The 13,871-nt window shown below is 45.2% G+C and carries 13 protein-coding genes; 11 read left to right on the top strand and 2 right to left on the bottom strand.

Annotation, left to right across the window (positions count from 1 at the left end):
* Positions 1–5: 5 nt before the first annotated feature.
* Together D5281_RS08535 and D5281_RS08530 are read right to left on the bottom strand one after the other, a co-directional pair.
* The gene (locus D5281_RS08535) at positions 6–299 is read right to left on the bottom strand and encodes a DUF1294 domain-containing protein (RefSeq protein ID WP_160559740.1); all 294 of its coding nucleotides are present in this window, start codon (positions 297–299) and stop codon (positions 6–8) included.
* A gap of 103 nt (positions 300–402) precedes the next feature.
* Positions 403–1,623 carry an argininosuccinate synthase gene (locus D5281_RS08530; protein WP_160559739.1) on the bottom strand — a complete coding sequence of 407 codons (1,221 nt, stop codon included), beginning with the start codon at positions 1,621–1,623 and terminating at the stop codon, positions 403–405.
* 501 nt (positions 1,624–2,124) lie between these two features.
* On the opposite strand from D5281_RS08530, the gene argC reads away from it, so the two are divergent.
* The 11 genes from argC (at position 2,125) to D5281_RS08475 (ending at position 13,841) form a co-directional block, all read left to right on the top strand.
* Complete coding sequence (gene argC, locus D5281_RS08525) at positions 2,125–3,072, top strand: N-acetyl-gamma-glutamyl-phosphate reductase (protein WP_160559738.1); 948 nt, start codon at positions 2,125–2,127, stop codon at positions 3,070–3,072.
* An 81-nt stretch (positions 3,073–3,153) separates the two neighbouring features.
* A complete protein-coding gene (locus tag D5281_RS08520) occupies positions 3,154–3,600 on the top strand; it encodes a GNAT family N-acetyltransferase (protein WP_160559737.1) in 447 nt (148 codons plus the stop codon).
* A gap of 36 nt (positions 3,601–3,636) precedes the next feature.
* The gene (gene argJ, locus D5281_RS08515; protein ID WP_160559736.1) at positions 3,637–4,860 is read left to right on the top strand and encodes a bifunctional glutamate N-acetyltransferase/amino-acid acetyltransferase ArgJ; all 1,224 of its coding nucleotides are present in this window, start codon (positions 3,637–3,639) and stop codon (positions 4,858–4,860) included.
* Between the two features lie 291 nt (positions 4,861–5,151).
* Positions 5,152–6,042 carry an acetylglutamate kinase gene (argB, locus tag D5281_RS08510; protein WP_160559759.1) on the top strand — a complete coding sequence of 297 codons (891 nt, stop codon included), beginning with the start codon at positions 5,152–5,154 and terminating at the stop codon, positions 6,040–6,042.
* A gap of 136 nt (positions 6,043–6,178) precedes the next feature.
* Positions 6,179–7,381: an aspartate aminotransferase family protein gene (locus tag D5281_RS08505; RefSeq protein ID WP_160559735.1), complete on the top strand. Its 1,203-nt coding sequence runs from the start codon at positions 6,179–6,181 to the stop codon at positions 7,379–7,381.
* A gap of 3 nt (positions 7,382–7,384) precedes the next feature.
* Complete coding sequence (locus tag D5281_RS08500) at positions 7,385–8,899, top strand: sugar ABC transporter substrate-binding protein (RefSeq protein WP_160559734.1); 1,515 nt, start codon at positions 7,385–7,387, stop codon at positions 8,897–8,899.
* Positions 8,900–9,020: 121 nt separating this feature from the next.
* Positions 9,021–9,452, top strand: coding sequence for a DMT family transporter (locus D5281_RS08495; RefSeq protein ID WP_160559733.1), 432 nt, complete (start codon positions 9,021–9,023; stop codon positions 9,450–9,452).
* Positions 9,453–9,617: 165 nt separating this feature from the next.
* Entirely contained in the window at positions 9,618–10,358 is a 741-nt protein-coding gene (locus D5281_RS08490; RefSeq protein ID WP_160559732.1) for a helix-hairpin-helix domain-containing protein, read from the top strand.
* Between the two features lie 122 nt (positions 10,359–10,480).
* The gene (locus D5281_RS08485; RefSeq protein ID WP_160559731.1) at positions 10,481–11,161 is read left to right on the top strand and encodes a response regulator transcription factor; all 681 of its coding nucleotides are present in this window, start codon (positions 10,481–10,483) and stop codon (positions 11,159–11,161) included.
* Positions 11,162–11,325: 164 nt separating this feature from the next.
* Entirely contained in the window at positions 11,326–12,807 is a 1,482-nt protein-coding gene (locus D5281_RS08480; protein WP_160559730.1) for a sensor histidine kinase, read from the top strand.
* 101 nt (positions 12,808–12,908) lie between these two features.
* Entirely contained in the window at positions 12,909–13,841 is a 933-nt protein-coding gene (locus D5281_RS08475) for a GerMN domain-containing protein (RefSeq protein WP_160559729.1), read from the top strand.
* Positions 13,842–13,871 lie beyond the last annotated feature (30 nt).

Raw genomic sequence — 13,871 nt, 5'->3', positions numbered from 1 at the left:
TTTCATTACAGGAAAGAAATCTCGATAGGTGCATGCATGACAGCCACAATCAGGGCAATTTGAACAATAAGAATAAAAGGCATGCCGTAAACGAAGGAACGGTGCCGTGTTTTATGGCGGAAGATATACATTCCCGCAATGGAGCCTATGCTGCCGCCAATGATTGCAACGATAAAAAGGGTTGCTTCCGGAATCCGGAAGGCCCTTTTTTTCGCTCTGTATTTATCAATGCCCATAAGGGCGAAACCAATCAGGTTTATTGCTGCAAAATAAGTAGATAAAAGTGTGATCACATCCATATGGGCATTTACCTCCGCGGCAGAAAGGCAAACCATCAGTAGCTTCATTTGTTCAATGAGATTATTTCAATTGAATTATTTCGATTGAAGTATTTCAATTGAGTTAATCCAATTCTCCAAGCTCCTGCATCTTCATAGCGCGAACCTTGGTAGAAAGGCCAAACAGGTTGATAAAGCCCTCCGCATCGTGGTGATCGTACAAATTGCCTGTGGTAAAGGAGGCAATACTTTCATTATATAATGAATAAGGAGAAGTGGTGCCGGCTTTCATGATGTTGCCTTTGTAAAGCTTTAACTTAACTTCGCCTGTCACGTACTGCTGGGTGGATTCGATAAAGGCCGAAACCGCTTCGCGTAACGGAGTGAACCATTTGCCCTCGTACACAATTTGAGAGAGTTTGTTGCCCATGTCTTTCTTCACCGCGTAGGTATCACGGTCAAGGATCAATTCTTCCAGCTGCTGGTGGGCTTCATAAAGGATGGTTCCCCCAGGGGTCTCATAAACGCCCCTTGATTTCATGCCCACAACGCGGTTCTCTACAATGTCAACGATACCAATGCCGTGTTTGCCTCCAAGGGTATTTAATTCCCGTATAATGTCGGAAACTTTCATCTTCCTGCCATTTAAAGAGGTGGGGATACCTTTTTCAAAAGTAAGGGTAACATATTCGCCTTCCTCAGGGGCCCTTTCGGGAGTAACGCCCAGCACTAAGAGATGCTCAAAGTTGGGCTCGTTTGCAGGGTCTTCCAGCTCAAGGCCTTCATGGCTGATATGCCAAAGGTTCCGGTCGCGGCTGTAGCTTGAATCGGCGGAAAAAGGAAGGTCGATGCCGTGAGCCTTACAGTATGCAATCTCAGATTCGCGGGAGTCCATGGTCCACTTGTCGTTTCTCCATGCCGCAATGATTTTAAGATCCGGTGCAAGGGCCTTGATGCCCAGCTCAAAACGAATTTGGTCATTTCCCTTGCCGGTAGCGCCGTGGCAGATGGCAGCAGCGCCTTCCTTGCGGGCAATTTCAACCAGCTTCTTAGCGATAAGGGGTCTTGCCATGGAAGTGCCGAGAAGATACTTGTTTTCATATACAGCGTGTGCCTGTACACAGGGAACAATGTATTCATCGCAAAACTCATCTGTTACATCTAATATGTATAATTTTTCAGCGCCGCAGAATTTGGCTCTCTCCTCGAGTCCGTCCAGTTCCTCACCCTGTCCGCAGTCGATGCAGACGCAGATTACTTCATAATCAAAATTTTCTTTCAGCCAGGGGATGATTGCCGTGGTGTCAAGACCGCCTGAATACGCTAAAACGACTTTTTCTTTCATAAATAATCCTCCATTCTTTTCAATGCCTGTAAATTGGGGTGTAAGTTCGTGTTAACCTCGACTTGCATCTCTCTGACAATATACAACAGTTTGAACCGAAATGCAATACTTACTTTTGCATAAATAAAAATAAATTTTAGATTTAATCAAATAAAACAAAAGGCTATTGCATATTATGCGCAAAATATGTATAATAATGCAATATGAAGATTGGCCGGAAGTTATTGCTGCTTTTTAGTAGGTCAGACAGAGGGCGCGTACGGGCTGCGCACTGGGTGAGAATATGATTCAGGTGTACGGGGCGAGCTTTGCGCAGTAAAACTCGGAATATCGCCCCGAAGGTTACGATAAGCGGCCCTGGCCGTTCATATTAACACGAATTATCACGAAAGTGGAGAATACCGGCAGATTTGTATTGAGATTTTTGAAAAGAGATAGTATGATTGATACGAACTGCGCAGATTTGCAGGTGATTGGAGAGATGGAGGCTTAGAGAAAGAAATGGCAACAAAAATTTTTATTGATGGTAGTGAAGGCACTACAGGGCTTAGGATACATGAGCGTTTTTCGGGCAGAGATGACATTGAGCTTCTTCCTATAGACCCGGAAAAGCGTAAAGATATAGAAGAAAGAAAACGTCTGATGAACCAGTCTGATATTACCTTTCTTTGTCTGCCGGATGCGGCGGCTAAAGAAGCGGTGGGACTTGTTGCGAATGATAAGGTGAAAATAATTGACACATCCACCGCCCATAGAACCCAGGAGGGGTGGGCTTACGGCTTTCCCGAAATATCCGGGGCACATAGGAAGAATATAATGGAAGGAAAGCGGATTGCCGTACCGGGATGCCATGCCACAGGCTTCATTTCCCTGGTGTATCCGATTGTGAGGGAAAAAATACTTCCCGCAGATTATCCAATCAGCGCTTTTTCCCTGACAGGCTACAGCGGCGGCGGCAAAAAAATGATTGGAGAGTATGAAGATAAAGAGCGCACAGTGGAATATGATGCGCCAAGGGAGTATGCTCTTTCCCAGAAGCATAAACATTTAAAGGAAATGAAAAAGGTGACGGGGCTTTTACGGGAGCCATTGTTTTCTCCTATTGTGGCGGACTATTACAGCGGTATGGTGGTTTCGGTTCCACTGTATGGTGATTTTCTAAAGGAAGGAACTACGCCGGAAAAGCTGCATGGTTTTTTGGCAGACTTTTATGAGGGGCAGAAGTTCATCAAAGTGATGCCCTTTGGCAGCGAGGATGCATTAAAGGGCATGATGGCAGGAAACGGATGCTCCGGATGGGACGGGCTTAAGATTTTTGTCACCGGCAATGAGGAGAGGATGCTGCTTACGGCGCAGTTTGACAACCTTGGAAAGGGAGCATCCGGCGCGGCAATCCAGTGCCTGAACATTATGCTGGGATGTGAGGAGGATAAAGGGCTTAATTTGTGACAGGATTTGTGTGGGAAATAGATGTTTACCGGCTGCTTAAACGGCGGGACTTGCGACTGTCGGTAAGAATGGGAGAAGATTATGGAAATCAGGTCAATGACGATTGAAGATTATGATGGTGTGTATGCTCTTTGGATGAGCATTAAGGGATTTGCAATTAGAAGCCTGGACGATTCCCGAAAAGGGGTGGAGCGGTTTTTAAAAAGAAATCCGGGAAATAGTGTGGTAGCAGTTGAGGATGGGAAAATCGTGGGAAGTATCCTGTGCGGCCATGACGGCAGGAGGGGATGTCTTTACCACGTGTGTGTTCATGAGACATATCGCATGAGAGGCATAGGGAAAAGTATGGTAGTCCACTGCATGAAGGCCCTGGAAAAGGAGCAAATCAGCAAGGTGTCCCTGATTGCGTTTACGGCCAACGATATCGGAAATGCCTTTTGGAAGGAAATCGGATGGACGAGACGGGAAGACTTGAATTACTATGATTTTGTACTGGATGAGAAGAACATCGTTAATTTTAACAAATAAAAGTGCAGCAAAGCTTTGATAGGCAGGAGGTAGAAGATGAAAGCAGTTTCAGGCGGTGTGACCGCAGCAAAGGGATTTGAGGCGGCAGGAGTAGAGGCCGGTATTAAATATAAGGAAAGAAAGGATATGGCTGCAATTTATAGTAGGAAGCCCTGCGTTTTAGCAGGAACCTTCACCAGCAATGTGGTGAAAGCGGCTCCGGTTATGTGGGATAAAAAGATAGTGGAGGAATCTCCTTTTGGACAGGCAGTGATTATCAATGCAGGAATAGCCAATGCCTGCACGGGAAAAGAAGGCTATGATTATTGTAAGCAGACTGCCATAAGAGCGGCCGAAGCCTTTGGGGTACCGGAAAATTCCGTGCTGGTTGCATCCACGGGTGTGATTGGGATGCAGCTTCCCATTGAGAGGATTAAGGCGGGGGTGGATAAGCTAGCTGATGCAAAGTCGGATACCATAGAGGCGGGGACCCAGGCCGCTAAGGCAATCATGACCACGGACACCCGTTCAAAGGAAGTGGCAGTGGAAATAGATGTAAAAGGCGTAAAAGTGACTTTAGGGGGCATGAGCAAAGGCTCTGGTATGATTCATCCTAATATGTGTACCATGCTTGCATTTGTAACCAGTGATGCGGTAATATCAAAGGAGCTGCTTACTAAGGCGGTTAAAGAGGATGTGAAGGACACCTTTAACATGATTTCCGTGGACGGGGACACTTCCACCAACGATACCCTTCTTGTGATGGCAAACGGCATGGCGGGGAATTCGGAAATCAAGGAGGGGACGCCGGAGTATGGGGTATTTAAGGAGGCTCTCCATTATGTGAATGAAACCCTTGCAAAAATGATGGCAGGAGATGGGGAGGGGGCAACGGCCCTGTTTGAGACAAAGGTAATTCATGCGACCACAAAGGAGGATGCACGCATTTTAAGCAAAGCCGTCATATGTTCCAGCCTTACGAAAGCCGCTATTTACGGACATGACGCTAATTGGGGAAGGATTCTTTGTGCCCTTGGGTATTCGGGCGTTATGTTTGACCCGGAAAAAATAGCTCTTTATTTTGAAAGCAAGGCGGGAAAGGTTTTAATTTATAAGGATGGAGTGGCGGCAGATTACAGCGAGGAGGAGGCCGGCAGGATTTTGTCAGAGCCTTATGTGAGCGTGATCGTGGATATGAAGATGGGAAATGAGACGGCGACTGCATGGGGCTGTGACCTGACCTATGACTATGTAAAGATCAATGCGGACTATAGAAGTTAGCGTGAGAAGAACTTCTAAAGCTTGCGCCATAGGACGCTTCGCTAAGAAGTTCTAAGTCTCACGCCAGAGAATGCCCAAAAGACGGGCATTCTCCGCACAGATTTGAGATTCCGCAGAGCGGAATCATGGAAGTTAGTGTGAAAAGTTTCTCACAAGAAGAATGCCTTGCAAAGGCCCTAAAGGGGCGCGGCATTCTTCGTCAGAATTTGTGTTGCTGCTTGCAGCATGGAGGTTAGGATGCCGGACGGAATAGAAACAAACAAAAACAAGACATGGGAGGACGGTAAAGAAATGGAGCAGGAAGTACTGAAAAAAGCGGAGGTATTGATTGAAGCTTTACCTTATATACAGAAATTTAACCGGAAAATTATTGTGGTAAAATATGGCGGTTCCGCCATGAGCAATGAGGAGCTGCAAAAAAATGTGATCAAGGATGTAACACTGCTTAAACTGGTAGGCTTTAAGCCCATTATCGTCCATGGCGGCGGTAAGGAGATTAGCAAATGGTCCGAAAAGGTAGGCAAGGAATCAAAGTTTGTGAACGGTCTTCGGGTCACGGACCAGGAAACCATGGAAATTGCGGAGATGGTTCTTGGCAAGGTAAATAAAAGACTTGTGTCCATGGTGCAGGAGCTGGGCGTAAGCGCGGTGGGAGTAAGCGGTAAGGACGGAGGCATGATTCATGTGGAAAAGAAATATTCTGACGGGCAGGATATCGGTTATGTGGGGGAGATTACGGATGTCAATCCCAAGCTCCTTTATGACCTTTTAGAAAAGGATTTTCTGCCGATTGTGGCGCCCATAGGGTTGGATGACGGCTTTAAGACCTACAACATCAATGCGGATGATGCGGCCTGCGCTATTGCAAAGGCTGTGGGAGCGGATAAACTGGTATTTTTAACGGATATTGAAGGACTTTACATAGACATTAACGATAAGGGTTCTTTTATACCCAGGATTACGGTCTCGGACGCGGAGGAGCTGATCGGCAGCGGTATTATAGGAGGCGGCATGCTGCCGAAGCTTGGCAACTGTACCTCGGCGGTAAAAAATGGCGTAAACAGAGTGCACATTTTGGACGGAAGAATCCCCCATTGCCTGCTGCTTGAAATTTTTACAAACGAAGGTGTGGGAACTATGATTTTGCGGGATGAGGATAAGCAGCTTGTGGGGGATATTTAGGCATACTCTAAGTTTTGCAAGGCAAACTGTTCTTAGATAAGATAGCCCCAAATACGGGGATGCTCCGTACAGATTCATGCTGCTGCAAAGCGGTGATGGGAATAAGTGTAAGGAATCATAACAGGAGGAAAAGCAGATGGACATGAAAGAATATATTGAGGATGCGGAGAGGGCGCTTCTGCATACCTATAATCGTTATCAGATTGTTTTGGATAAAGGGGAAGATGTATATCTTTATGATTTAAACGGAAAAAAGTATCTGGATTTCTGTGCAGGGATTGCGGTGTTTGCGCTGGGCTATCATAATAAGAGGTACAATGACGCATTAAAAGCGCAGATTGACAAGGTGATACACACTTCCAATTATTACTATAATGTGCCGGCCATTGAGGCGGCCAAGAAGCTGAAAAAGGTTTCCGGTATGGACAGGGTATTTTTTACCAACAGCGGCGCGGAGGCAGTGGAGGGCGCAATCAAGGCGGCGCGTAAGTACGGATACTTAAAGGATGGCGCTACGGACCATGAGATCATTGCCATGGAACATTCTTTTCACGGGCGCACCATGGGGGCTTTGTCGGTAACAGGAAACCCTAAGTACAGGGAGGCCTTTGCGCCTATGATTGGGAATATCCGGTTTGCAAGGATGAATGATTTTGAAAGCGTGCTCTCTAATGTGACGGATAAAACATGTGCCATTTTGTTTGAGACAGTACAGGGAGAAGGAGGGATTTATCCTGCGGATGAAAGCTTTATGAAGCAGGTGAAGGCCCTTTGTGAGGAAAGAGATATTCTTCTGATTCTGGATGAGATTCAGTGTGGAATGGGACGCACCGGGTATATGTATGCATGGCAGAAATATGGTGTAAAGCCGGATATTATGGTTACGGCCAAGGCCCTGGGGTGCGGTGTACCGGTGGGTGCTTTTCTGATGACGGAAAAGGCAGCGCAGCATTCTCTTACAAGCGGCGACCATGGCACAACCTATGGGGGAAACCCATTAGCGGCGGCGGCAATCAATATTGTACTTGATTTATTTGAGGAGAACCATATAATAGATAATGTAAAAGAGGTGGGAGCTTATCTGGAAGAAACATTGGATAAGCTTGTAAGCGAGTATACTTTTGTCGAGGAAAGACGCGGAGCGGGCCTGATGCAGGGGCTTGCGCTTACGGGGCCGGTAGGATGTGTCATTGCGAAAGCCCTTGAAAAGGGACTGCTTGTAGTAAATGCAGGCGCCAATGTGATTCGCTTTGTACCGCCGCTTATAATCAGAAAAGAAAATGTAGATGACATGGCGGCAATCCTGCGTTCATGTCTGGATGAAATAGAAATGGGGTAAAAAATGAGTCTGAAAGGAAGACTAATAGCGGCAGGCGTACTTGCAGCGGCGGCGCTGATTACATTTGGCATTGCCAAATCGGGCAAGGTGATTACAGATAAACAGGAGGATACGGTTTTTTCAGGAAGGAAGGAAACGCTTTATCTGTGGTATACGGATGAAGCGCTTACTTCTTATTTAAACGGCGCTGCGGTGACCTACAATGAGACCCATGATGTGCGGGTGGTACCGGTGCTGGAATCAGGGCTTGAGTATCTGGAGGAGATCAACAGCGCGTCCCTTACGGAGGAAAACGGAGCAGATTTGTATGTTTTAAGCCATGACTTACTGGGAAAGGCGTATCTGGCAGGTCTTGCGAGCGAGGTGAAGCCGCCCGAGGGTGTTCAGATGGAGGATGGCTATATAGGAACTGGCCTTAACGCAGCGACTTATAAGGACAAGGTAATCGGCTATCCTTTTTATTTTGAGACAAGCGCCCTTCTTTATAATAAGACTTATTTAAAGGATATGGCTTCTGGCAGGCTGGAAGCAGAAAGACTTATGGCGGAGGAAGAAAATTCGAAAGGTGAAGGCGATCAGGAGGCGGAAGGAGAAGAAGCCAATAGCAAAGAAAGCAGCTTTACCGAGGGGGAGATTGCCGAAAAACTGCAGGAGCTTTTGCCTTCTACTATAGAAGATATCGAGACCTTTGCAGATAATTATGATGCGCCGGAACAGGTGGAGGGCGTCTTTAAATGGGATGTTACCGATATTTTTTATAACTATTTTTTTGTGGGAAATTCAATCAAAATAGGCGGAGAGGCTGGATGGGATACCTCGCAGGTTGATATTTATAATCGGGACGCCATTGAAAGTATGCGGGTTTATCAGGATTTGAACCAGTTCTTTTCCATTGACACCGATGAAATTGATTATGATACCATTCTGGATGAATTTATAAAAGGAAAAATGGTTTTTACCATTGCAACGACCGATGCGGTTTCTAGATTGGAACAGGCGAAGGAGGAGGGGCTTTTTGACTATGAATATGATGTCACCCTTGCGCCTGATGTGAGCGAAAACCAAACAGGCCGGTCTCTTTCTATGACAAACTGCGTGGTGGTAAATGGTTATTCGGGAAATAAAGGAGAGGCAAATGATTTTGCATATTTTTTGACCTCCCAGTACAATGATATTTTGTATGCGAGAGCCGGTAAGGTATCGGCGGCAAAGGGAACGGCCTATGACTATGAGCCTCTCAGCCGCTTTGCACAGGAGTATGAAAGATCCATATCCATGCCTAAAATGATTGAGACCAGCGGTTTTTGGCTGGGTTTGGAATCCATGTTTTCACAGGTATGGAATGGGGCGGATGCAAATGAAATGCTAAAGCTGCTATCGGAGCAGGTTATGAGCCGGGTGACGGGCAGTCCTTATGAGGAGCAGTATATTGAGGAAGAAATGCCCCAGGAAGAAGATGATGAGTTTTTGGACGAAGAATATGACATCCAGGAGACTTTAGACGAACAGCAGGATTAAAATACAAATGAATAAATTTCCAATCATATGGGTATGATGAATAAACATATTAGTAAAGTGTTTTAACAGGAATGGTTCACTATGAAACTGTTTCTTACAAAAATTGTTAAGGAGGATCCATATGATTGGATTTTTTATTGCGCTGATTTCCGGTGCGCTTATGAGTATTCAGGGAGTGTTTAACACACAGGTAACGAAATCTTCCAGCATTTGGGTGGCCAATGCGTTTGTGCAGTTTACGGCGCTTTTGGTTTGTCTGGCAGCGTGGTTTTTTGCGGACAGATCGTCTTTTGGGGCTTTATTTAAAGTGGAGCCTAAGTATATGCTGTTAGGAGGGGCAATCGGGGCATTTATTACTTATACTGTGATAAAGGGCATGGAACTTTTAGGGCCGGCCAGAGCGGCAATGCTGATTGTAGTGGCGCAGCTGCTTGTGGCTTATGTGATAGAGCTGTTAGGACTATTCGGGGTGGAAAAGCAGCCATTGCAGTGGAAGAAAGTGATTGGGATGGGAGTGGCAATTGTAGGGATTGTTCTTTTTAAATGGGAGTAAGCGCGTGCGGCGTATTTTTGTAAAATATAATTCGGGGGATTCATTTTGCGGATTTTCATACAAAATAAAACGGGAACTTCTGGCTTGTCAATAGGGGAAATTTCATTTAAAATGAAATAGTATCGTTATAAGGGGCTTTCTGTTTTTGGCAGAAAGGAGATAACGATGAAAGAAAAATTAAAAATAATAGCAGGGATTCTTGCTTTGATTTCCGGTATTTTCTCAGGGTGTGGGAGATATTTGGGGAAAGAGCAGGAGGAACTGCTTTTGCCTGTAGAAGATGCAGAGATGGATGCTTTGTCTGGGGAAGAAGGGGCTGTGAATGATTTAGAAGTCTCGTTTCTATTAACGGAGGGTGCAGAGGGTGAAGGTGCACAAAGAGAGGAACAGGCGACAGAAGAAACCGGGCAGGATGAAGGACAGGGGCTGAAGGAGTGCGTTGTACATATCTGCGGTGCGGTGACCCGTCCGGGGGTTTATACCTTAGAAGGGGAGAGCAGGGTTTATCAGGCGATTGAGAGGTCTGGTGGGTTTATGGAGGATGCTGATGCGGATTTTTTAAATCAGGCGGACTTTCTTTCGGATGGAATGAAAATATACGTGCCTACCAAAGCGGAGGTTGAGGAGGCAGGCGGTCTGCCAAAGTGGCAGGAGGCAGGCGAAAACGCCAATCAGGCTGGTAACAGCGGTAGTACAAATGAAAAGATGGATACTTCCCTGATAAATATTAATACTGCAAGCGAGGAGCTTTTGTGTACGCTTCCGGGAATAGGGAGCAGTAAGGCAAAGAGTATCATTGCATATCGTGAAAAGAACGGATTCTTCCAAAAGATTGAAGATATCATGCATGTGGAAGGGATAAAGGACGGGTTATTTCAGAAAATAAAGGACGGGATTACAGTATAGAAATTCCGGGGACTATTAGAAAAATAAGATGTATTTGACACTTAGAGTGTATTTGCGGTCAAGGTGTAGAAGTAGAACATGAGGGATTATAATTTCAGGTCAGGGAGAGGACGTGTTTTGATATGGCAAAGAAAGTGCTGGTAGTGGACGATGAAAAACTGATTGTAAAAGGAATCCGGTTTAGTTTAGAACAGGATGGAATGGAAGTGGACTGCGCCTATGATGGGGAGGAAGCGCTGGAGATGATTAGGAATAAAACCTATGATATCATTCTTCTGGATGTGATGCTTCCTAAGCTTACAGGTTTTGAGGTCTGCCAGCAGGTAAGAGAATTTTCAAGTGTCCCTATCGTTATGCTGACGGCGAAAGGGGAGGATATGGATAAAATTTTAGGTCTGGAATACGGTGCAGATGATTACATTATCAAGCCTTTTAATATTTTGGAGGTAAAAGCAAGGCTGAAAGCCATCATAAGACGTACTTCTCCTAAGCCCAAGGAAGCGGCAAAGGTGATTGAAAGTGGAGATATGAAGCTTGACTGCGAGGGCAGGAGAGTTTATGTGGCAGGAAAGGAAATCAATTTGACAGCCAAGGAATTTGAGCTTTTAGAGCTGCTTGTGGTGAATGCCAATAAAGTATATGGCAGAGAGAAGCTTTTAAAGCTGGTGTGGGGTAATGATTACCCGGGAGATGTACGGACAGTAGACGTTCACATTAGAAGATTACGGGAAAAAATAGAGAAAAATCCATCGGAGCCAAAGTACGTGCACACAAAGTGGGGAGTCGGATATTATTTTGCATAATAGATGGCTGCCTGTATGGATGGCTGGCCGAACGCAGCTTTATGCATGAATTATGCACGCTGCTTTAGGCCGCCTGCATGTTATGATATCCGTGTGGTTTATCTGAAAGCATAAGCATGCGGAGCATAGCAGGAAGCTTAATTTGGAGAAAGGCAGTGCGGAGCATGGCTTACGGGATAAAAACAAATCTGAAAAAGCTGAAAATATGGCGGAGCCTTAAAGTCCGCCTGTTTATCATTATGTTTCTTGTGGGTGTGATTCCCAGTATCTTTATGCGGGTTGGCATTTTGGAAAACTATGAAAGCCGTGCGGTGGATGTGCGTACTTCCGATGTGCAGACCCAGCTCAGAATTATAGCAAATCACCTTATTACATACAATTATTTGCAGGACACTTCATCGGAGATGATTGGGGCGGAGTTAGAGCAGCTTTCGAATCTGTACAATGGACGCGTTCTTATTATTAATGGAAATTTAAAGGTGGTGAAGGATACTTACGGCATCAGTGAGGGGAAGGTGATTATCTCAGAGGAAGTCATTCGCTGCCTGAAGGGTACCAATACTGTAAATTATGATGCGGTAAACGGATTTATTGAAATGACGGTTCCCATTGTAGAGACGGTTTCAGCCCAGATGGCAACGGAGGATATGCCGGAGGGGACGGAGATTGTAAGGGGGGTAATGCTTACCAGCGTTTCTACGGACAGTATTGTTATGACCATGAATATCTTAAACCGGAAGGCGCAGATTGTAGAAATTATCATGGTATTTTGTATTTTTGCCATTGCCCTTGTACTGGCACAGGTTTTGATTCGTCCCTTTGACAGGATATCCAAAGCCATCGGCGAAGTGAAGGAAGGATATACGAATGAGCCTATTTCGGTGCCTGATTATCTGGAAACAGAGCATATTGTGAACGCTTTTAACAGTCTTCTTGTGAGGATGAAAACTTTGGATGACTCCAGGCAGGAATTTGTGGCAAATGTGTCCCATGAGCTTAAAACACCTATGACATCTGTTAAGGTTTTGGCAGATTCCCTGCTGGCCCAGCAGGATGTGCCGGCGGAGCTTTATCGTGAATTTATGGTGGATATTGCGGAGGAGATTGAGCGGGAAAATAAAATTATCAATGATCTGCTGGCGCTGGTTAAGCTGGATAAGCCGGCAACAGAGCTGAATATCAGCGTGGTGGATATTAATACATTGGCGGAAACGATTTTAAAGAGAATCCGTCCCATAGCAAGAAAGAAAAATGTGGAAGTGACATTGATCAGTAAACGTGAAGTACTGGCGGAGGTTGATGAAGTAAAAATGTCGCTGATTCTGACAAATCTGGTAGAGAATGCAATCAAGTACAACAAAGAACAGGGCAAAGTAGATGTGACATTAGATGCGGATCATCAGTTTTTTACGATAGAGGTGGCGGATACGGGAATCGGCATTCCGGAGGAATCCTTTGAGCAGATTTATGAACGGTTTTATCGGGTGGACAAGTCTCACTCCAGGGAAATCGGCGGCACGGGCCTTGGACTTGCCATTACAAGAAGCGCTGTTTTGCGGCATCGTGGTTCTATCAGACTGGAAAGCATTGAGGGAGAAGGAAGTACATTTACAGTTAAAATACCACTTACAAGGGTTTTAGTTTAAAGCCTGGTATTAGAGGTAACAGTAGAGAGGAACTTGTATGCTGCTGTAAATCCGTAACAGGGAAGTCTAAGGCTGCCTGTTACGATTAGGGGGTAATAGGAATGATTTTAAGAAGAGAAGGAAAAGGCTTTTTCCTGCTGTTGCTTCTCATATTTGTAGCTTGTGCCTGCAGCCATCAGGCTGAGCAGGAGCAGGGAAATCAATATGCGGTATATTATATCAATTATGGTGAGACTGGTATTTATCCCCAGGAATATGTGACGGATACGGAAAGTACGGATACGGAACAGCTGCTTGCGGAGCTTTTGGAGCAGCTACAGGCTGTTTCCGAAAAGCTGGAATATAAGGCGCCTTTATCTGATAATATTACTTTGCTGGATTACAGCATTGCGGAAGATCAGCTTACATTAAATTTTGACGATAATTACAGGCATCTTCCGGTTACCACGGAGGTGCTGATACGAGCGGCAATTGTCAGGACGCTTACTCAGATAGAGGGAATACAGTATGTGTCCTTTCAAATCAGGACCGAGCCTTTAATGGATATGTCCGGAAACGTGATAGGTATCATGAGCGCGGACTTATTTCTTGACAATGCAGGGAATGAAATTAATACCTATGAGAGGGTGAAGCTTAACTTATATCTGGCGAATGAAAAGGGAGACGGACTAAAGGCGGTGAGCAGGTCTGTGGTTTACAGTAGTAATATTTCTATGGAAAGGTTGGTGCTGGAGCAGCTGATTGCAGGGCCGGCGGAGGGAGATAAGGCGTTCCCTACGATTAATCCAGATACGAAGATTATCAGCGTGAATGTGAAGGATGGAATTTGTTACGTGGATTTGGATAATACTTTTTTGACGCAGATTTATAATGTGACCTCTGATGTGACGATTTATTCTATCACAAATTCGCTGGTGGAGCTTTCTAATGTGAATAAGGTACAGTTGTCCATTAATGGGGACAGTACGGTGAATTACAAGGAGAATACAAGTCTTTCTACTGTGTTTGAGAGAAATTTGGAGCTGGTGGAATAGGTATGAAGATAAAGGATTGATGAGAATGGA

It is taken from the genome of Parablautia muri (assembly GCF_009917485.1).
GTDB classification, from domain to species: Bacteria; Bacillota; Clostridia; order Lachnospirales; family Lachnospiraceae; genus Suilimivivens; species Suilimivivens muri.
The sequence above is the reverse complement of the archived record's forward strand: the minus strand, read 5'-3'. Positions and strand labels throughout refer to the sequence as shown.

Excerpts from the sequence above, each read along its gene's own strand:
- D5281_RS08535 (WP_160559740.1), bottom strand. The coding sequence starts at position 299 with ATGGATGTGATCACACTTTTATCTACTTATTTTGCAGCAATAAACCTG.
- D5281_RS08530 (WP_160559739.1), bottom strand. The coding sequence starts at position 1,623 with ATGAAAGAAAAAGTCGTTTTAGCGTATTCAGGCGGTCTTGACACCACG.
- argC (WP_160559738.1), top strand. The coding sequence starts at position 2,125 with ATGGCAACAAAAATTTTTATTGATGGTAGTGAAGGCACTACAGGGCTT.
- D5281_RS08520 (WP_160559737.1), top strand. The coding sequence starts at position 3,154 with ATGGAAATCAGGTCAATGACGATTGAAGATTATGATGGTGTGTATGCT.
- argJ (WP_160559736.1), top strand. The coding sequence starts at position 3,637 with ATGAAAGCAGTTTCAGGCGGTGTGACCGCAGCAAAGGGATTTGAGGCG.
- argB (WP_160559759.1), top strand. The coding sequence starts at position 5,152 with ATGGAGCAGGAAGTACTGAAAAAAGCGGAGGTATTGATTGAAGCTTTA.
- D5281_RS08505 (WP_160559735.1), top strand. The coding sequence starts at position 6,179 with ATGGACATGAAAGAATATATTGAGGATGCGGAGAGGGCGCTTCTGCAT.
- D5281_RS08500 (WP_160559734.1), top strand. The coding sequence starts at position 7,385 with ATGAGTCTGAAAGGAAGACTAATAGCGGCAGGCGTACTTGCAGCGGCG.
- D5281_RS08495 (WP_160559733.1), top strand. The coding sequence starts at position 9,021 with ATGATTGGATTTTTTATTGCGCTGATTTCCGGTGCGCTTATGAGTATT.
- D5281_RS08490 (WP_160559732.1), top strand. The coding sequence starts at position 9,618 with ATGAAAGAAAAATTAAAAATAATAGCAGGGATTCTTGCTTTGATTTCC.
- D5281_RS08485 (WP_160559731.1), top strand. The coding sequence starts at position 10,481 with ATGGCAAAGAAAGTGCTGGTAGTGGACGATGAAAAACTGATTGTAAAA.
- D5281_RS08480 (WP_160559730.1), top strand. The coding sequence starts at position 11,326 with ATGGCTTACGGGATAAAAACAAATCTGAAAAAGCTGAAAATATGGCGG.
- D5281_RS08475 (WP_160559729.1), top strand. The coding sequence starts at position 12,909 with ATGATTTTAAGAAGAGAAGGAAAAGGCTTTTTCCTGCTGTTGCTTCTC.